Here is an 18375-nt window from a genome sequence, read left to right as displayed (position 1 = left end):
CCGGTAAGGCGCGCACTGTGCAGACGGGCTGGCCGCATGTGGGCGGCACATCACTATTTTAAATTTAAAATAGTTGACGGGGTCAGTGTAGAACGGGGAAGCGGAAGGGGCAAATACGCTTTGCCGATAGGGGTATAAGAAATTCTTATGCCGTAGGCGAGAGCACGTGGGCCCCCACCCACTGGCCACTCTGGCAGAGCTCGGCGGCCACTTGCAGCACGAGGTTTTTCACGGCCGTGCCTGCATTGGTGAGGGGGATGTTCTTCGAGGCGCACAGGGCCACCGAGCGCGACAGGGTCGGGCTGTGGATGGCGTAGCTGCGCATGGCGCCGCTTTTCAGCTCGGCCAGCAGCGGCGCGGCGGGCAGGATGGTGGCGCCCATGCCGGCCAGGATGGCCGATTTCAGGATGGCGATGGAGTTGATTTCGATGATGTTCGCCGCCGCCAGGCCCAGTTCGCGGGCGCGGCTGTCGATGCGCGGGCGCACGCCATGCTGCAGGCCCGGCAGGATCAGGGTGGCGGCCAGCGCCTGCTGGAAGGACACGCCGGTGCCGTCGGGCGCGAACGGCGAATCGCTGCGGCAAATGAAACACATCTCCTCTTCCACCAGCGGGCTGCAGGCGAAGGGCGTCAGCTGGCCATCATCGAACAGCACGGCCAGGTTGATGCGGCCCGATTTCAGCTGCTCATTGAGGTTGCCCGTGATTTCTTCCGTCAGCTGCAGGGTGATCTCGGGGTAGCGCGCGCGCGCGGCCAGCAGCAGGGGCAGGGCCAGCGCACCGGAGATGCTGTGCGGCAAGCCCAAGGTGACATTGCCGGATGGCCGCGCGGCGCTTTGCGTGACGGCCGAGCGGGCATCCGCCACCTGTTTCAGGATCGCTTGCGCGTGCTCGTAAAAGATCTTGCCCGCATCGGTGCTGAGCACGCCTTGCGCCGAGCGGTGCAGCAGCTGCACGCCCAGTTCCTCTTCCAGCTGGCGCAGCTGCTGCGTCAGGGCCGGCTGCGCCACGTGCAGGATCAGGGCCGCGCGCGACAGCGAGCCGTGGTCGACGATGGCAACAAAGTAGCGTAGTTGGCGTAGTTCCATGGATCCCGGCAGCGGTGCGTGCGCCGCTGCGGCAAGTGCGCCGGCAGCAGGGCGGTAAGTGGAAAAAACAGGGTGTTGCGCCGCAGCGCCGAACGCGGCCTGCAAAATAACAATTTTGTTATACTCATTCTAGCGCCTTCGGTGCTCCAGCCGTTACTTGTGGGATGAAAGCATGCTCAAGAAAGTCGACGCCGCGCAATTAAAAGTGGGCATGTACATCCATGATCTCAGTTGCGACTGGATGACGCATCCCTTCGTGCGCAACCGTTTCCTGTTGCGCAGCGAGGACGAGATCCGCAAGATCATCCAGGCCGGCATCCACGACGTGGTGATCGACAGCGGCAAGGGACTCGACGTGCAGGACGCGCCCACCGTGGCGCAGGCCCAGGCCGCCACCGAGCGCGAACTGGTGCAGATCGTCAGCGCGCCGCAGGTGGTCACGCGCGTGTCGCTGGGCATGGAACTGGCGCGCGCCACCCAGGTGCGCCAGCAGGCGGCGAGCCTGGTGCGCACGGTGATGGCCGATGTGCGCCTGGGCAAGGCCGTTGAGCTCGACCGCGTGCAGCACACGGTGCAAGATATCACCGAATCGATCCTGCGCAATCCCGGTGCCCTTGTTGGTTTGTTGCGCATCAAGACCAAGGATGATTACACCTTCCTGCATTCCGTCAGCGTGTGCGCGCTGCTGGTGGCGTTTTGCCGCTCGCGCGGCATCGATGCGGCCACCACGCACCAGGCGGGCCTGGGTGGCTTGCTGCACGATACGGGCAAGGCGCTCGTGCCCGATGGCGTGCTGAACAAACCCGGTCCCTTGAGTCCGGAAGAATTCGCGCAGATCAAGCGCCATCCGCGCGATGGCTACGAGATCCTGCGCCAGTCGCCCGAGGTGGGGCCGATTCCGCTCGACATCACCCTGCACCACCACGAACGGCGCGACGGCAGCGGCTATCCGGACCAGCTGACCGGCGACGCCATCAGCGAGCTGGCGCAAATGGCCGCCATCGTCGACGTGTATGACGCGCTGACGTCGGACCGCAGCTATCACAAGGGCATCCCCGCCGCCGAGGCCTTGCGCAAGATCTACGAATGGAGCAAATTCCATTTCAATCCCGTGTTTGCGCAAGACTTCATGCGCTGCGTGGGCATCTATCCGGTCGGCACCATGGTGATGCTCGAATCGGGCCGCCTGGCCGTCGTCATCGAGGCGCACGAAAGCAATCTGCTGGCGCCGAAAGTGAATGTGTTTTTCAGTACCAAGAGCAAGACCTACATCAAGCCCGAGACGGTCGACCTGTCGCGCGGCTTCGGCTTTGGCGGCGCCGACAAGATTGTCAGCCATGAATCGGCCGCCAAGTGGCAGGTCGATCCCATGCGCTTTTTGTCGCTGGCCGATGCATGAGCGGTGTGGGTTCTTTGAAAAGGAGCGCCTGACAAACGTGCAGGGCAAGGCGCTGGCGCGAAGGCAGTAGCGCCCGCCACGCCGCCATGGGCGCTCAGACGCCCATCCTCAGGCGATCAGAAAAATTCCGCCGTATCGTTCGAGGCAATCGTTGTCAGCATGCCTTTCGCCACCAATTCATCGTAGTGGCAGGCCAGGTTGCGGCCATGGCTCTTGGCGTAATACAAGGCCTGGTCGGCGCGGCCGAGGATGATGACGGGCGCTTCGAAGGCCGTGATGCTGACATAGCCCACGCTGACGGTCACTCTGCCCACTTGCGGGAAGTCGTGCGCTTCCACGTTGGTGCGGAAGCGGTCGATGATTTTTTGCGCATTTTCCAGCGTGATCGAGCGCAGCAGCACGACGAATTCCTCGCCGCCGAAGCGGAAGATGCGGTCCTGCGAGCGGAACGACGATTGCAGCTGGTTGGCGATCAGGATCAGCACTTCATCGCCGTACAGATGGCCGAATTTGTCGTTGACCAGCTTGAAATGGTCGACGTCGATCACGGCCAGCCATTGCCGCTCCGTATCCGTATGCTGGCGCCTCTCTTCATCGACGGGACGCGGCTTGTCCGTTTCCGGCTCGCCACGGCTCTGCAATATTTTCGCCAGCTGGTCATCGAAGGTCTTGCGGTTCAACAAACCGGTGAGCGAATCGCGTTCGCTGTAGTCGAGCAGGTTCTGGAAGTTGCGGTACACGCTGACGATGCCGCCGATCACCTGGATGGTGGCGCCCGTGTAGGGCGTGGGATTGGTGATTTCCAGGCAGGTGGTGACCTGGTCGCCGATCCAGATGGGCAGCCACAGCAGGTGGCGGCCATCGGCGCACAGGGCATCGGCGCTCGCTTCGTGGCGCGCCAGGCAGGCGGCCAATGCCGGATACTCCGACAGCGGCTCACCCGGCAGTGCAGGGTCGGCATTGTCTTCCATGCGGGCCACGCTGCCCGCCACGATGATGGCCCGCGAACGCACGAATACCTGGCCACGCACGGTGGTCAGCGCCAGCACACGGGTCTGCGACGCGGAAGCGAGTTCCTGAACCGCCGAGATCACGGAAATGTCGAGCATCGTGTGATCGCGGTGCCCTGTCATGTCCACCATGTGTTTCAGTAGGGAATCCATTGTCGTTCTCTGGAAAGTAGTCACACAAGTGTCGTCATACCAGCATTGCATCAAGCAAGAGCATGTTCGCGTCCGTCTACAAGAAGCCAAGATTTATTTGGTGGCATGACGCTCTGTACCGCCGGGCGAGAGGCCTTTCCAAAGAAGAGCTAAGCAGGATAATGTCTTTTTGCCTAATAGGCAATTAACGTATGCAATATTTCATGTAAATACATGAGATTCCTGCATGGCGTTGCAAAAACCTTGCCCTGACGAAGGCTTTCAATCTTCATCGCAACATTTGTTTGCGACAACCGTCATTTCAACCAGGTTTGATAATTTCCATATGGAAACTTGTGACGCGTCAATTTGCCAAAACGTGGGCGCTTTATAGTCAATGCAATGGCGCAGAAATTTACGGCAGGAAACATATTAGCAGGAATGGGCAATGTTTCACACCCGATTGCGCCAGGGACTTGTGATTCACTTTTGGGAGCTTGTCATGCATACCTTCCTGTCGGCGGTACAGCAGTTTGTCAAGGATGAGGATGGCATTACGGCAATCGAATACGGCCTGATCGCGGCATTGATGGCCACCGCCATCACTGCCGGTTTCTTGCTGATCAAGACCAACTTGCTGACCGTCCTCACCGACATTTCTGCGAACCTGGTGTTGACGCCCTAAGCGGGTGCCCGCCACTGGCCGGCCGGTGGCGGGTTTTTTTCAGGAGGTGTCGCATGCCTGCCTATGCCTTGTGCGATCTGCTGCTGCTGTGCTTTGTGACAGCCGCCGCCGTCAGTGATTTGATCCGCCGCAAGATCCCGAATGCGCTGGTGCTATCCGGCATCGTGGCCGCGCTGGCCCTGCATGGGTGGCTGTGGCCGCAACAAGTGGCGCCGCTGTGGCTGGGCGGCATGGCCACGGGATTTTTCCTGTTTCTGCCGTTGTACGTGCTGCGCGGCATGGCCGCCGGCGACGTCAAATTGATCGCCATGGTGGGCGCCTTCGCGGGGCCATGGCCGGTGCTGCAGATCTGTTTCGCCACCTTTGTGCTCGGTGGCGTGATGGCCGTGCTGATGATCACGTATCAGGGCAAGTGGCGCGCCTGTCTGCGCAATCTGCGCCAGCTGCTGTGGCCGATGATCGCGCGCACGGCCGGCATTCCCCTGGCGCCCGCCGCACTGGCTGAGCAGGCCAGCGTGGGCAACATGCCCTACGGACTGGCGATTGCCCTGGGCAGCCTGGCGGTACAAGGTCGCAATTATTTCTGAGTGGTATTCATTGCTCTTGATCAATGGGCGCTGACACCTGCTCGCTAGAATGAAATCTGTTCAACGCAGCCTTCACCGGCTTGGAGACACAGCATGACCGAGGTCGACTATTCCAGCACCGAGAGTATGCCGCGCCCCGCCGACGCGAACCTGATGCCGCCCTTGCCGCCGCAGCCGAAGAGCCTGCGTGAAACGGGGCTGGAACGGCAACTGGTGGTCGAGCTGATCGCCAAGCTCATGTTTGTGGGCGGCAAGACGCACCTGTCGGTACTGACCACGCGCCTGCGCCTGTCGATCAATGTCTTGCGCGAAGTGCTCGATTTCATGGTGACGGAGCAGATGGCGGAAGTGGCCTGGCGCGGCGAGTCCGATATCGACGTGCAGTATCAGCTGACGGGCGCGGGCAAGCAGCGCGCCGGCGCCTTCCTCGAGCGCTGCGCCTACATCGGCGCCGCGCCCGTCACGCTGGAAGCCTACCGCGCCATGGTGGCGCGCCAGTCGTGGCAGGCGCAGGAACAGCGCGTCGCCAGCGATGACCTGGCGGCCGTGCTGGGCGGCGCCCATGCGGGGCCGGGCATGCTCGACATGGTGGGCGCGGCCCTGCATTCGGGACGCTCGCTGCTGCTGTACGGCCCGCCCGGCAGCGGCAAGTCGACGCTGGCGCTGCAGCTGGGACAGTTGCTGCATGGCCTGGTGGCCGTGCCCTACGCCATCGTCGTCGGCCAGGACATCATCCAGCTATACGATGCGGCGCAGCACCTGCCGCCGGCGCCGCAGCATGTCAGCCATGCGCGCCAGGCGCTGGAGCGGCGCAGCACGGATATCCGCTGGGTGCTGTGCCAGCGTCCGGTGATCCACGTCGGGGCCGAACTCGACGCCGGCATGCTGGAGCTGCGCCAGGACGCCAGCGGCGGCTGCTACCAGGCGCCGGCCCATGTGCGGGCCAATAACGGCATGCTGATCGTCGATGACCTGGGCCGCCAGCGTCTCGGTGCGCCGGAATTGCTGACGCGGCTGATGCAGCCGCTGGCGCGCGGCGTCGACCAGCTGAGCTTGCCGGGCGGCGTGCATATCGGCGTGCCGTTCGACAGTGCGCTGGTGCTGGCCACGAATCTGGCGCCCGGCGAGCTGTTGGATGCCGCCTTGCTGCGCCGCATCGGCTACAAGGTGCGGGTGGGGCCGCTGGCCGACAGCGCGTATCGCGCCCTGTTCCGCCAGCAGTGCCGGGTGGCGGGCATCGCGTTCGACGAGCTGGCCCTGAATTACCTGATGCAGCAGTTGCATGGCGCGCAAGGACGTCCCCTGCTGGCCAGCTATCCCCATGAATTGCTGGCGCGTATCGCCGACTTCGCCGGTTTTGCCGGCAGCGACGCGCAGCTGACCGTGGCGAGCGTGGAGCAAGCCTGGAACAGCCTGTTTGCCAGCTGTGACATGCCGGCCACCAGCCTGTGCGAGCGTATCGCATGAAAAACCGGCGCGCCCTCTTGATGATGGCCATGGCGGTCGTGCTGGGCCTGCTTGCCGTGCTGCTGGCCTCGCACTGGCTGCTGCGTCAGACACCGGCCGGCAAGGGCAAGATCGTCGTCGCCGCCAGCGATGTCAACCTGGGCCAGCGCCTGACACCGGAGATGCTGCGCCTGGCCGAATGGCCGGCGGAAAGCTTGCCGCAGGGCGCGCTGCAAGACCCGGCGAAACTGGCGGGTCGCGTGCTGAAAACCAGCGTGCTGCGCGGTGAACCCTTGAGCGAGGCCAAGCTGGCGCCGGCCGGCACCCTGGGCGGCCTGTCGGCCCTGATCACGGAAGGGCGGCGCGCCATCACCGTGCGTGTCAATGACGTGATCGGCGTGGCCGGTTTCGCCTTGCCGGGCAACTATGTCGACATCATCGTGAGTACCCATGAGGATGGCGGCGAGCGGGGAAGCGGGCAGGGACGCAGCATTTCCAAGATCGTGCTCGAGCGCATCCTGGTGCTGGCCGTGGCGCAGGAAGTGGGGCGCGACGAGACCAAGCCGCGCGTGGTCAATGCGGTGACGCTGGAAGTGACGCCGGAACAGGCGGAAAACCTGGACCTGGCGCGCAGCGTGGGCACCCTGTCGCTGGTGCTGCGCAACCAGGTCGATCCGCAGCCGGGCGTGACGACAGGCGCCACCAAGCTGACCTTGCTGGGCGGTGCGGCCGAACCCGAGCCCGAGAGTGCCGCGCCCGCCGTTGCCGTGGCGCCGCGCCCGGCCCGCGTGGCGCAGGCGGTGCAGCGCCAGTGCAGCGGCGTCATCGATGGTACGCGCCAGTCGCGCGAATGTTTTTAAGCCTGCAGTCCTGATTAACCATGGATACGCTCACATGAACCGCGCCCTGCTGACACTGTGCTGTTTGCTGCCGCTTGCCAGCGCCGCGGCCGATTCCGGTCCCCGCTGCGGAGGCGAGGCGGCCACGCCCGGCAATCTGCAGCTGCAGGTGGGCAAGTCGAGCATGCTGCGCCTGCCCGAGGCGGTGCTGGCGCGCAGCGTCGGCAATCCGGCCGTGCTGCAAGCCATGCTGGTGGCGCCCGATACCTTGTACGTGGTGGGCGTCGACGTGGGCAGCACGAACATGATTATCCAGGGCAAGAGCGGCGTGTGCAGCGTGGTCAACGTCAGCGTCAGCATGGACCCGGCCGGCCTGCAGGCCACCCTGGCGGCCCTGATGCCGGAAGAAAAAGCCATCCGCGTCACGGCCGTGGCCGATACCCTGGTGCTGTCGGGCACGGTGCAGGATGCGGGCGCCGTGCTGCGCGCCGTCGAGCTGGCGCATGCCTATGTGCGCCGCGCTACCGTGCCGCTGGCCCTGCCCAAGCCGGCCGATGGCAGCGCCGTGCCGCCGCCGGCCGTGGCGGCCGGCGGCTCGGCCACGCCGAACAGCCGCATCATCAATATGCTCGACGTCAGCGCGCCGCAGCAAGTGATGCTGGCCGTGCAGATCGCCGAAGTGTCGAAGTCCCTGCTGGAGCGCCTGGAAGTGGGCGCCACCTTGCGCTTTGCCTCGGGCAGCTGGGCCACCACCTTGCTGTCGAATTTCCTCAGCGGCACGGCGAATGGCATGCTCGACGTGCGCAAGTCGAACGGCCAGAAACTGACCATCGAGGCGCAGAAGCAGGATGGCCTGGTGCGTATCCTGGCCGAGCCGACGGTGATGGCGATCAGCGGGCAGGAGGGCAGTTTTCTGGCCGGCGGCAAGATCTTCATTCCCGTCGGCCAGGACAACAACAAGATCACGCTGGAAGAGCGCGAATACGGCGTCGGCCTGCGTTTCACGCCCACCGTGCTGTCGGGCGGACGCATCAATCTGAAGGTGGCGCCGGAAGTGTCGGAATTGTCGCGCGAAGGCGTGGGCATTTCCGCCGCCGGGGTGAGCGGGCGTTCGATCCTGCCGGTGATCACCACGCGGCGCGCGTCGACCACGGTGCAGCTGTTCGATGGCCAGAGCTACGCCATCGGCGGCCTGATCAAGAACAACCAGGTGAGCAATATCACGGGCGTGCCATGGCTCAGTGAAGTGCCGATTCTCGGTGCCTTGTTTCGCAGCACGGACTTCCAACATGACCGCACGGAACTGTTGTTTGTCATCACCGCGCATCTGGTGAAACCCCTGCCGTCCGATACGCTGCTGCCGACGGCGCAGCTGACGCCGCCTTCGCGCAAGGACCTGATGTTGGGCGGCATGATGGAAGGCCCGCCGCCGAAGGCGTCGTTGCCAGCGCCGGCGCCGCGCGCGGCCGGTGGTTTCGAGTTGAAATGAACGTTGCAATGAATGAGTGCCAATGACACGGGGAGCCATGCCATGCCGACATTGCTAGAGAGTTTGCCGCGGCGCCTGGCGGTGCTGGTGCCGGTGCTGCTGCTGGCCGCTTGTGCGCACAGCAGCACGCCACAACTGGACCAGCGTTTTGGCGACGCGGTGCGCCTGGTCATGACGCAGCAGGTGCGCTATCCGGCCGGCGCCGGCAACCGCACGCCTGCCGACGGACTGGACGGTCCCAGCGCGCACGCCGCCATGCAGCGCTATCGCGCCTCGTTTGTCGAGCCGAATGGCCAGGCGCCGCAGCCGGTGCAGTTCATGCTGGGGGGCGGCAATGGCAAATAGACGCCAGGGCCAGCGCGGCGCGATGATCATCGCCTTTTCCATCCTGCTCATCGTGATACTGGGCTTTATCGGCCTGGCGCTCGACGTGGGGCAAGTCATCGGCCGCAAGACCGAACTGCAGAACCTGGCCGATAACGCGGCGATGGCGGCAGCGGCGGAACTGGTGGGCACGTCCGACGGCTTGCTCGCCGCCGTGACGAAAGCCAGGAGCAGCGCGGCCGACAAGAGCGCCTACCTGCGCCGCACGGAAGGCGCCATTTTGTCGGATGCCAGCATCCGTTTTGCCAGCGCCGTTGACGCGCCCGCCAGCGAGTGGCATGCGGCGGGCAGCGTGCCCGATCCCGCCACGGCCCTGTTCGTGCGCATCGATACGCAAGCCAACGACCCGGCGCTGGGGAAAGTGGCGACCGCCTTCCTGGGCGCCTGGTCGCCAGCGCTGCGCACGCTCGATACGCGGGCGCGCGCCGTGGCCGGCCGGACCAGCTTGCACCTGGCCCCGTTGGCCGTTTGCGCGCTGTCCAACCTCGCGGCCAGTCCACGCAAGAATGCCGGCCTGTCGCCGGATGAATTGCTGGAATACGGTTTTCGCCGCGGCGTCGCGTATAACCTGTTGAAGCTCAATCCACACGGTCCGGCGGCCGAACACTTCGTGCTCAATCCCCTGGGCCAGCCGGGTACCTTGGGAACGCCGGCGCAGGTCAGCGATGCCGCCATCTTGCCCTTCGTCTGCACGGGCAGCGTGCTGTACCCGCATATCGGCAGTGCGGCAGTGCACGTACACCGGCCGTTTCCCGCCGCACTGTGGCCGGCCTTCAACGCACGCTTCAACCTGCACGCGGGTAGCGGCTGCCACGCTGTCACCGCGCCGCCCGACGCGAATGTCCGCGTCTTTCCGAATACGGCCGCGAACTGGTGGATGACAAATACGCCTGACGCGCCCAGCGCGCTCAGCAGCGGCAATCCCCTGCTGTCCGTGGCCGACCCCGAGACACCCGCGACACCGCCGGCGCTTGGCAGCTATGGACCGCTGTGGTCGTTTACCAGGGCGGCGAAATACAGCAGCACCAAGCCGGCCGGTGGCTACCTGCCGTTTGCGCCCGGCGACTGGGCCAAGCTGTATCCGGCGACCCCGGCCGCGCCCGTCGCCAAGGCCGGCTATCCGACCAGCGGCACCCCGTACCTGGCGTCGGGGTTCCAGACGGCGCCGCTTGGCAACACGGGCGTGGCCTTGCGGCGCGCGCTGCATATCGCCTTGCTGGCCTGCCCCGTACCGGCCGGCAGCGACGTGCTGGCCCACGTACAGGGCATCGGCCGCTTCTACATGACGGCGCCGGCCAGCAATGGCGTCCTGAGCGCCGAATTTGCCGGCGTGGTGGCCGAAGGCACGCTGGCCGGACCGGCGGAGTTGCTGCGATGAGGCCGCCATGCCGCGCGGCGCGGCGCCAGGGCGGCCTGGCGGCCATCGAGCTGGCGCTGATCATGCTGTTCTTCATGGGGCTGCTACCCGTGGTGCTGCTGTTCGGCCGCGCGTTCCTCGCTTACACCGCCTTGCAGAAAGGCGTGCACGACGCGGCGCGCTACATGGCCACCTTGCCGCTGCCGCAGATGGCGAATGCGGACACCGCTGCGCAGCACGGCGCGTTTGCGCGGCAAATGGTGGTCGATGCGATGGCGGACACGGCGCCACAGATGAAGACCGTCAGCGTCAGCCTGAACTGCCTGTATCTCGACGAAGACTATAACTGCGGCACCTTCGCCCAAGCGCCGACGCAGGTGCGCATCAAGGTGGCCGTGGACATGCGCGTCAGCTTCCTGCCCGACCTGGTGCGCGCCTGGATGCCCGAGCTGTGGTCGATACCGCTGCGTGCCAACGCGACCTTGCGCTATGTCAATTAAACCACGCCAGCGGCGCCAGAGTGGCGTGTTTGCCGTCGAATTCGCCATGCTGGCGCTGCTGTTCTTTTTGTTTGTCTTTGCCATGCTTGAAGTGGCGCGCGCCGTGTATGTCTGGAACATGGTGCACGAGATGACGCGGCGTGCCGCGCGCGCCGCCGCCGTCACCGATTTCAGCAACGCCAGCGCCTTGCAGGCCGTGCGCGAGCGCGCCGTGCTGCGCGCCGGCCCGGGCGTCTTGCCGTTGGGCGGGAGCATCAGCGATGCCTATGTGCGCATCGATTACCTGTCGCTGGCCAATGGCGTCCCCGCGGCCTTGCCGGTGAACGCGCTGCCGGGCTGCCCGCAGCGCAACCGCATCAATTGCCTGAACGATCCGCATGGCGCCAGCTGCATCCGTTTCGTGCGCGCCCGGTTGTGCGTGCCCGGTGATGGCGCGCGCTGCGAGAGCGTGCCGTACCGGCCCATCCTGCCCTTGCTGGGGCTGCTGTTTCCGTCCGGCGCGGGGGCCGTGCGCCTGCCGAACGGCGCCACCATGGCGGTGGCCGAGTCGCTGGGCTATCCGGACAACCCGAATTTCTGTCCTTGAACGCCGCCGCCAGGACGAAGCCGACCATATTGACTTGAAGGAAGTGCGATGAAAGCCTTGATGATCAGCCGCGACGCCAGCTTGCACGATGAAATCGCCGCGCAGGGCGCGGCGCGCATGCCTGTGCTGCGCCTGCTGGAACGGCGCAGCGGTTTGCGCGATGCGGTCGAACGCATGCTGCCCGAGGCGCCGGAACTGGTGATCGTCGACGCCAGCGGCATCGAGGCCGACGAGGCCGATTTGCTCGAGCGCCTGGCGCGCCAGTATCCGCTGGCCGTGCTGATGCTGCTCACGCGGGGCCAGCAGCAGGATGTGCTGATCCGCGCCATGCGCGCCGGCATGCGCGAGGTGCTGCAACTGCCGCTGGTGCACAAGGCTTTCCATGAAGCGATGGACCGGGTGGATATCCAGGCCGGCGTGACGCAAATGCGCGACGGCAAGGTACTGGCCTTCATCTCGTGCAAGGGCGGCAGCGGCGCCACGTTTTTGTCGACGAATTTTTCGTATGCGCTGGCCAGCCTGGCTGGCTGCAAGGTGCTCTTGATCGACCTGCACGGCCAGTTCGGCGACGCCACCCTGTACGTCTCGGACCAGAAGCCGAGCATGACCTTGTCGGATATCTGCGCGCAAATCACGCGCATGGATGGCGCCTTTCTCGCCTCGTGCCTGGTGCACGTGACGCCCAATTTCGGCGTGCTGGCGGCGGCCGACGACCCGGCGCACAAGGTCGACATGCAGCCCGAGCACATGGACCGCATCCTCGCCGTGGCGCGCCAGCATTACGATTACATCGTGCTCGACGTGGGGCGCCAGATCGATGCCCTGTCGCTGCGCGCGCTCGACAACGCGGACGCCATCTATCCGGTGCTGCAGCTGGCCCTGCCCGACATCCGCGACGGCCGCCGCCTGCTCGACATCTTCCGTTCGCTCGGCTATCCGGGCGAGCGCCTGCGCCTGATCGTCAACCGCTATGAAAAGGGCGGGCGCTTGCGCCTGGCGGACCTGGAACAGGCGCTGGGCGCCGAGGTGGTGCACACGGTGCCCAACGATTACCTGGCCGCCACCGATTCCGTCAACCAGGGCATACCGCTGCTGCAGCTGTCGCGCACCAGCGCCGTGGCGCGCAGCCTGGCCGAACTGGTGGAACTGGTGACGGCGCGCCGCGTGACGGAGAGCCGGGGCCTGTTCGACCGCTTGTTCAGCCGCAGCGAAGCCTGAGACGCCGCAGCTGCAGATGTCAAGGCTCCCGCCGGGAGCCATCATGGGAGCCGAGATGACTTTACGCGAACGCCTGGCGGCAAATGAAACGCTGCGCCCCGCCAGCAATGGGCAAGGTGCGCTGGCGCTGCACGCCTACCAGGAGCTGAAAAAGACCATGCACCAGACGATACTCGACCGTATCGACCTGGAACGCTTGAAACGCCTGACGGCGGAGCAGTTCAAGCACGAGCTGGCGCTGCTGGTACAGCGCGTCATCGAGGAAGAACGCATCGTGCTGAACCAGCACGAGCGGCATAGCCTGGTGCTCGACATCCAGCACGAGATGCTGGGCTTCGGGCCGCTCGAACCCTTGCTGGCCGACGCCAGCGTCTCCGACATCCTCGTCAATACGTACGACAAGGTCTACGTCGAGCGGGGCGGGCGCCTGCAGCTGACGGAAGTGACCTTCCACGACAATGCGCACCTGATGAAGATCATCGAGAAGATCGTCTCGCGCGTGGGCCGGCGCGTGGATGAATCGAGTCCCATGGTCGACGCGCGCCTGCCCGACGGCTCGCGCGTGAACGCCATCATTCCGCCGCTGGCCGTGGACGGCCCGATCCTGTCGATCCGGCGTTTTGCCGTGCAGCCTTTGACCATCGCCAACCTGCTCGACTACAAGAGCCTGACGCCGCCCATGGTGCAGGTGCTGCAGGCGCTGGGCCAGGCGAAGATCAATATCCTGATTTCGGGCGGCACGGGCAGCGGCAAGACGACCCTGCTCAACGTGCTGTCCGGCTTTATCCCCGGCAGCGAGCGCATCGTCACCATCGAGGATGCGGCCGAACTGGCGCTGCGCCAGCCGCACGTGGTGCGCCTGGAAACGCGCCCCGCCAATATCGAGGGCAAGGGCGAAGTGAGCCAGCGCGCGCTGGTGCGCAACGCGCTGCGCATGCGGCCCGACCGCATCATCCTGGGCGAGGTGCGCGGCGCCGAGGCGCTCGACATGCTGCAGGCGATGAACACGGGCCACGAGGGGTCGCTGGCGACGATCCACTCGAACACGGCGCGCGATGCGCTGGCGCGGCTGGAAAACATGGTCGGCATGGCCAGCGTGAACCTGACGCCGCGCGCCACGCGCCAGCAGATCTGCTCGGCCGTGACGGTGGTGATGCAGGTATCGCGCCTGACGGACGGCGCGCGCAAGCTGGTCAGCCTGCAGGAGGTGACGGGCATGGAAGGCGACATCATCGCCATGCACGAGATTTTCCGTTTCGAGCAGACGGGTGTCGATGCCCAAGGCAAGGTGCTGGGCCACTTTTGTGCCACCGGCGTGCGGCCCCGCTTCACGGAGCGTTTGCGCATGTTTGGCGCGCCGGTCCCGGACAGCGTCTTTGACCCCGACCGCATCTACGAATAGGAGACAGCATGGACCTGGTCTTCTACGGCTTTGCCGTGCTGCTGTTCGCCGCCTGCATCCTGATGGTGGAAGGGGCCTGGCTGTGGTGGTCTGGCACGCACGGCAGCGCGGCGCGGCGCATCAACCGGCGCCTGCGCCTGATGGCGGCGCGCGGCGAGGCGGGCAGCGAACGGGTGTCCATCCTCAAGCAGCGCCGCTATGCGCGCGCGCCGGGCCTGGACCGCATGCTGCGCCGCGCGCCGCATGCGGCGCAGCTGGACCACTTGCTGCTGCAATCGGGCCTGGCGTGGTCGGTGGCGCAGTTTCTCGGCGGCGCGTGCGGCCTGCTGCTGGCGGCGCTGCTGCTGTTGACAGTCTGGCACATGCCTTTGCCGGGTGCCCTGCTGTTGCTGGGCGTGGCCGGTGGCGGACCGCTCATGTTCGTGCTGCGCGCGCGGGCGGCGCGGCTGCAAAAGATCGAGGCGCAGTTGCCGGAAGCGGCCGATTTCCTCGCCCGCGCCCTGCGCGCCGGCCACTCGTTTTCCAACGTGCTGCAAATGGTCGGGGACGAGCTCAGTGAGCCGATCAGCGGCGAATTCAAGATGGCGCACGAAGAGATCAATTACGGCGTGCCGATGAACGAGGCGCTGCAAAACCTGGCCGCGCGCATCCCGCTGACGGACTTGCGCTACCTCGTCATCGCCGTGCTGGTGCAGCGCGAATCGGGGGGCAACCTGGCCGAAGTGCTGGTCAGCATCGCGCGCATCATCCGCTCCCGGCTGAAGCTGCTGGGACAGGTGCGCGTGCTGTCGGCCGAGGGGCGCATGTCGGCCTGGGTGCTGGGGCTGATGCCGGTGGTCATGATCGGCGTCATGGCACTGGTCAATCCGCAATACATCCGCCTGCTGTGGACCGATCCCAGCGGCATCAAATTGCTGTGGTATGCGGCGGGCATGGTGGCATTGGGCGTCGTCTGGATGCGCAAGGTGATCCGTATCCGCATTTAGGGCGGGCCGATTGGAGAGGACCTATTTCATGACCGGTGCACAACTGCTGTTTCTCGTGATCGTCTTCGCCGTGGTGGTGACGCTGGCCCTGCTGGCGTGGCTGATCTTTTTCCCCGGCACCTTGCGCCAACGCCTGTTCGGTTCCATGGCGCCGGCCGCCAGCGATGCGGTAGCGGACGGCGGCTGGGTCGAGCGGGTGGCGCGCGCGGCGCAGCCCTTCAGCAAGCTGTCGCTGCCGGAAGAGGGCTGGGAGCGCTCGCCGCTGCGCACGCGGTTCATGAACGCGGGCTGGCGGCAAGCCAGCGCGCCGGCCCTGTATTTCGCGGCGAAGACGGTGCTGGCGCTGCTGTTTCCCACCATGCTGGGCCTGTACGCGGCCAGCGCCATGGCGGCCCAGCTGCGCAGCGTGCTGCTGCTGTTGCTGTGCGTCAGCGCCACCGTCGGCTACTACCTGCCGAACCTGGTGCTGGCCAGTACGGCCAAGCGGCGCCAGCGCGACATCTTTGAAAACATCCCCGATGCGCTCGACTTGCTGACGGTGTGCGTGGAAGCGGGCCTGAGCCTGGAGCGCGCGCTGGTCAAGGTGTCGGGCGAGATCCACATCAAGAGCGTGGTGCTGGCGCAGGAGTTGCAGCTGGTGCTGATGGAAATGCGCGCCGGCTTTTCCAAGGAAAAGGCGCTGCGCAACCTGGCCTTGCGCAGCGGCGTGGAGGATGTCGATACCCTCGTCGCCATGCTGATTCAATCGGAACGCTTCGGTACCAGCATGGGCGATTCGCTGCGCGTGCATTCGGAGAACCTGCGCAGCAAGCGCAGCCTGCTGGCCGAGGAGGCGGCGGCGAAGATCGCCCTGAAATTGCTGTTCCCGCTGATTTTTTGCGTCTTTCCCACCCTCATGCTGGTGCTCATGGGGCCGGCCGTGATCGAAGTCTATCGCGTGCTCGTGCCAGCCATGGCCAACCGCTGAAAGGAGCTATCATGCGCTGGACGATTTCCCGTTTGACGGCCGCCTGCGCCTGCCTGGGCCTGGGCGCCTGCGCCAGCCACACGGCGCAGGCGCCGCTGCCAACGCTGGCCGACGCCGACGTTGCCGACCTCGCCGACCTTGCCTATGCGGCGGGCCGGCGGCATTTTGACGCCGGCGAACTGCCTGCGGCGCAGGCCGCCTATGAACAGGCCTTGCGCCGTGCGCCGCGGCACGTGAATGCGCGCAACGGCCTGGCCGTGCTGCACGCGCAGCGGGGCGAGCATGACGCGGCGATTGCCCAGTGGCTGGCCTTGACGCGGCAGGGCGGCGCGCCGCGTCCGCAGCAGGCGTATCTGTTCAGTAATCTCGGCCATGCCTATTACCTGAGCGGACGCGATGCGCTCGCGTTACCGGCGCTGGAACAGGCCTGCCTGCTCGATCCGCTCAATGCGCTGGCCTGGCAGCATCTGGCGCTGGTGCTGGAACGGCTGGGCCAGCACGAGCGGGCCGCCGTCATGCGGCGCCAGGCGCAAAGCCTGCAGGAGCATGACTTGCGCAGCGATGTGGCCCTGCTGCATTCCGCTGCGGCGCCGCAACCGGAACCGGCGGAGGCGCAAGCCGCCCCCGCCATGGCACGCATCGAGATCACGCAGAGCGACGGCATGGCCCGCTTGCAGCGCGTGCCGGCCTTGCCCGCCGCTCCGCTGCCACGGCCAAGCGCTCCGGTCGCCGGGGCCAGCACACCGCGTCCCCGCCTGGAAATCTTGAATGGCAATGGCGTGCCCGGCATGGCCGCGGCGCTGGCGCGCAGTCTGGCTGGCGGACCCGTGCAAGTGGTGCGCCTGGGTAATGAGACTGGTTTCCAGGTGACGCACACGCGCGTCGAATACCGGCCCGCGCAGGAGCCGGCGGCGCGCCAGCTGGCCCGTCAGCTGGGCCCCCAGGTTCAGACCGTGCCCGCTGCCTGTCCGGCCAGCGAGCTGCGGCTGATCCTCGGGCATGATCTGGGCGACCCGGCCGTGCTGCACCGCTATTATGTGCAGCAGCTGCAACTGGCGCGCCAAGCGCTGGCGCGGCTGGGCTAAAACGTTTCAGCCGGTAGACAGAAACGCGGCGCCTTCGCAGGCGCCGCGTTTTATTGCGCCGCTGCTTATTGCGGCCGGCGCCGCCGCGTAAAGGCCAGGGCGGCCAAGCCTGTTCCCAGCAGGAACAGCGTGCCCGGTTCCGGCACGGCCAGGGGATCGATGACGACGATGTCGGTGCGCGTGGACTTGGAAAAATTCAAGGTGTAGCTGCCGGCGGGCAGGGCGAAATTCGAGGTCAGGGAAAACATCGCAAAGCCATTCGTGAAGGCGCGCGCGGTGGCGGGATCGTTGGTGCCGGCCGTCATGTTCAGGCTGAACGGGTCCAGGCTGCCCACCGTGTGGTTGCCGTTGATGTCGCTGCCATTGTTCGGGTCGCCATCGGGCGCGAACTGGAAGATCACGCCGTCCGCATTCGCATTCGACAGGCAGCCGACGGGGCTGGCGGTGTTGCACGAGATATTGAAGATATCCATGATCGACACGTTCGACTTGTCGCCCATGGTCGTCACGTTGGCCAGCAGGTCGCGCCGTCCCATGAAGCTGAAGGTGATGAAGCCGGCGCTCGACAGGGTCAGGTTGATGGAGCCGGTGAGCGTATCGCCAGCCGTGGCGGACGCGGCACCGACCGTGTTGCGCTGGGCTTCCGAGACGGCGCTGACGGTGGAGCCGGCGGCGGTGAGCATGTTGCCGAAGGCATGCGCATCGCCGCGGGCGAATTCCAGCGCGGCGGTGGGCGCGTAGTGGTTTTGCGGCGAGGCGCCGCAGCCGCTGCCCGAGCACACTTGCAGCACGTCGGCGTTGGCGGCCGGCCCCGTGTTGACGGCGCGCGGATTGACGGCCACGCCGCCTTCGAAAAACGCGCTGTCGCTGGCATTGCGGTTGGCCCCGGCCAGCGACAGGGTCCCGGCGCTGGTGGTGATGCGGAAATTGTTCAACTCGTTGACGGCCAGGCCGTACGCGCCGGCATGCGCCTGGCCGCTGGCCAGCAGGCTTGCCGCCGCCAGTGCGCCCAGCCAGCCCAGGGCCTTGCTTCGTGTGTGATCGACGTTCATCGCAGCCTCATTATCGTGGTCATTGTCGGAAGTGACATCCGGGGGTGACGCTCCAGGACTACCTGCCTGGATGCATCTCGTAGACGTTGATAAGCAGCTTGCGTGCCACACAAAAAAATCGCATCGAATCAACTACTTGCGCTAAGCGAACTGGACTGAAAGTG

The 18375-nt window shown here is 65.7% G+C and carries 18 protein-coding genes; 15 read left to right on the top strand and 3 right to left on the bottom strand.

Annotated elements, in window-relative coordinates:
- Positions 1-145: 145 nt before the first annotated feature.
- Positions 146-1087, bottom strand: a complete 942-nt coding sequence (locus tag BM193_RS16985) for a LysR substrate-binding domain-containing protein (protein ID WP_092798666.1) — start codon at positions 1085-1087, stop codon at positions 146-148.
- 172 nt (positions 1088-1259) lie between these two features.
- Here BM193_RS16985 and BM193_RS16980 point away from each other — a divergent pair, with 172 nt between their 5' ends.
- A complete protein-coding gene (locus BM193_RS16980; protein WP_092798665.1) occupies positions 1260-2486 on the top strand; it encodes an HD-GYP domain-containing protein in 1227 nt (408 codons plus the stop codon).
- 116 nt (positions 2487-2602) lie between these two features.
- Here BM193_RS16980 and BM193_RS16975 read toward each other — a convergent pair whose 3' ends face one another.
- Positions 2603-3649: a GGDEF domain-containing protein gene (locus BM193_RS16975; RefSeq protein WP_092798664.1), complete on the bottom strand. Its 1047-nt coding sequence runs from the start codon at positions 3647-3649 to the stop codon at positions 2603-2605.
- 481 nt (positions 3650-4130) lie between these two features.
- Here BM193_RS16975 and BM193_RS16970 point away from each other — a divergent pair, with 481 nt between their 5' ends.
- From BM193_RS16970 to BM193_RS16905, 14 genes are all read left to right on the top strand, one after another.
- The gene (locus BM193_RS16970) at positions 4131-4313 is read left to right on the top strand and encodes a Flp family type IVb pilin (protein ID WP_092798663.1); all 183 of its coding nucleotides are present in this window, start codon (positions 4131-4133) and stop codon (positions 4311-4313) included.
- A gap of 53 nt (positions 4314-4366) precedes the next feature.
- Positions 4367-4900, top strand: coding sequence for an A24 family peptidase (locus BM193_RS16965; RefSeq protein ID WP_092798662.1), 534 nt, complete (start codon positions 4367-4369; stop codon positions 4898-4900).
- Between the two features lie 93 nt (positions 4901-4993).
- Positions 4994-6367 carry an ATPase gene (locus BM193_RS16960; protein WP_092798661.1) on the top strand — a complete coding sequence of 458 codons (1374 nt, stop codon included), beginning with the start codon at positions 4994-4996 and terminating at the stop codon, positions 6365-6367.
- The gene (gene cpaB / locus BM193_RS16955; RefSeq protein ID WP_092798660.1) at positions 6364-7206 is read left to right on the top strand and encodes a Flp pilus assembly protein CpaB; all 843 of its coding nucleotides are present in this window, start codon (positions 6364-6366) and stop codon (positions 7204-7206) included. Before BM193_RS16960 ends, cpaB begins: the two co-directional genes overlap by 4 nt.
- A gap of 34 nt (positions 7207-7240) precedes the next feature.
- A complete protein-coding gene (locus BM193_RS16950) occupies positions 7241-8674 on the top strand; it encodes a type II and III secretion system protein family protein (RefSeq protein WP_092798659.1) in 1434 nt (477 codons plus the stop codon).
- Between the two features lie 42 nt (positions 8675-8716).
- A complete protein-coding gene (locus BM193_RS16945) occupies positions 8717-9019 on the top strand; it encodes a tRNA dimethylallyltransferase (protein ID WP_139176183.1) in 303 nt (100 codons plus the stop codon).
- A complete protein-coding gene (locus tag BM193_RS16940) occupies positions 9009-10436 on the top strand; it encodes a pilus assembly protein TadG-related protein (protein WP_175533325.1) in 1428 nt (475 codons plus the stop codon). Before BM193_RS16945 ends, BM193_RS16940 begins: the two co-directional genes overlap by 11 nt.
- Entirely contained in the window at positions 10433-10915 is a 483-nt protein-coding gene (locus tag BM193_RS16935) for a TadE/TadG family type IV pilus assembly protein (protein WP_092798656.1), read from the top strand. Before BM193_RS16940 ends, BM193_RS16935 begins: the two co-directional genes overlap by 4 nt.
- A complete protein-coding gene (locus BM193_RS16930; protein WP_092798655.1) occupies positions 10905-11501 on the top strand; it encodes a TadE/TadG family type IV pilus assembly protein in 597 nt (198 codons plus the stop codon). The genes BM193_RS16935 and BM193_RS16930 overlap by 11 nt, the downstream gene beginning before the upstream one ends.
- A gap of 48 nt (positions 11502-11549) precedes the next feature.
- Positions 11550-12719, top strand: coding sequence for a CpaE/TadZ family protein (locus BM193_RS16925; protein ID WP_092798654.1), 1170 nt, complete (start codon positions 11550-11552; stop codon positions 12717-12719).
- A gap of 55 nt (positions 12720-12774) precedes the next feature.
- Positions 12775-14121, top strand: coding sequence for a TadA family conjugal transfer-associated ATPase (locus tag BM193_RS16920; protein WP_175533324.1), 1347 nt, complete (start codon positions 12775-12777; stop codon positions 14119-14121).
- Between the two features lie 8 nt (positions 14122-14129).
- Complete coding sequence (locus BM193_RS16915) at positions 14130-15107, top strand: type II secretion system F family protein (protein ID WP_092798652.1); 978 nt, start codon at positions 14130-14132, stop codon at positions 15105-15107.
- Positions 15108-15135: 28 nt separating this feature from the next.
- Positions 15136-16074, top strand: a complete 939-nt coding sequence (locus BM193_RS16910) for a type II secretion system F family protein (protein WP_092798651.1) — start codon at positions 15136-15138, stop codon at positions 16072-16074.
- An 11-nt stretch (positions 16075-16085) separates the two neighbouring features.
- A complete protein-coding gene (locus BM193_RS16905) occupies positions 16086-17159 on the top strand; it encodes a LytR C-terminal domain-containing protein (RefSeq protein ID WP_092798650.1) in 1074 nt (357 codons plus the stop codon).
- A 65-nt stretch (positions 17160-17224) separates the two neighbouring features.
- Here the strand turns inward: BM193_RS16905 and BM193_RS16900 are convergent, their stop codons facing one another.
- A complete protein-coding gene (locus tag BM193_RS16900) occupies positions 17225-18211 on the bottom strand; it encodes an EDSAP-1 family PEP-CTERM protein (RefSeq protein ID WP_092798649.1) in 987 nt (328 codons plus the stop codon).
- Positions 18212-18375: the final 164 nt, after the last annotated feature.

Origin of the sequence: Janthinobacterium sp. 344 (assembly GCF_900112025.1) — a bacterium.
Taxonomy (GTDB): Bacteria; Pseudomonadota; Gammaproteobacteria; order Burkholderiales; family Burkholderiaceae_D; genus Janthinobacterium.
This window is presented reverse-complemented; position numbering and strand designations above follow the sequence as displayed.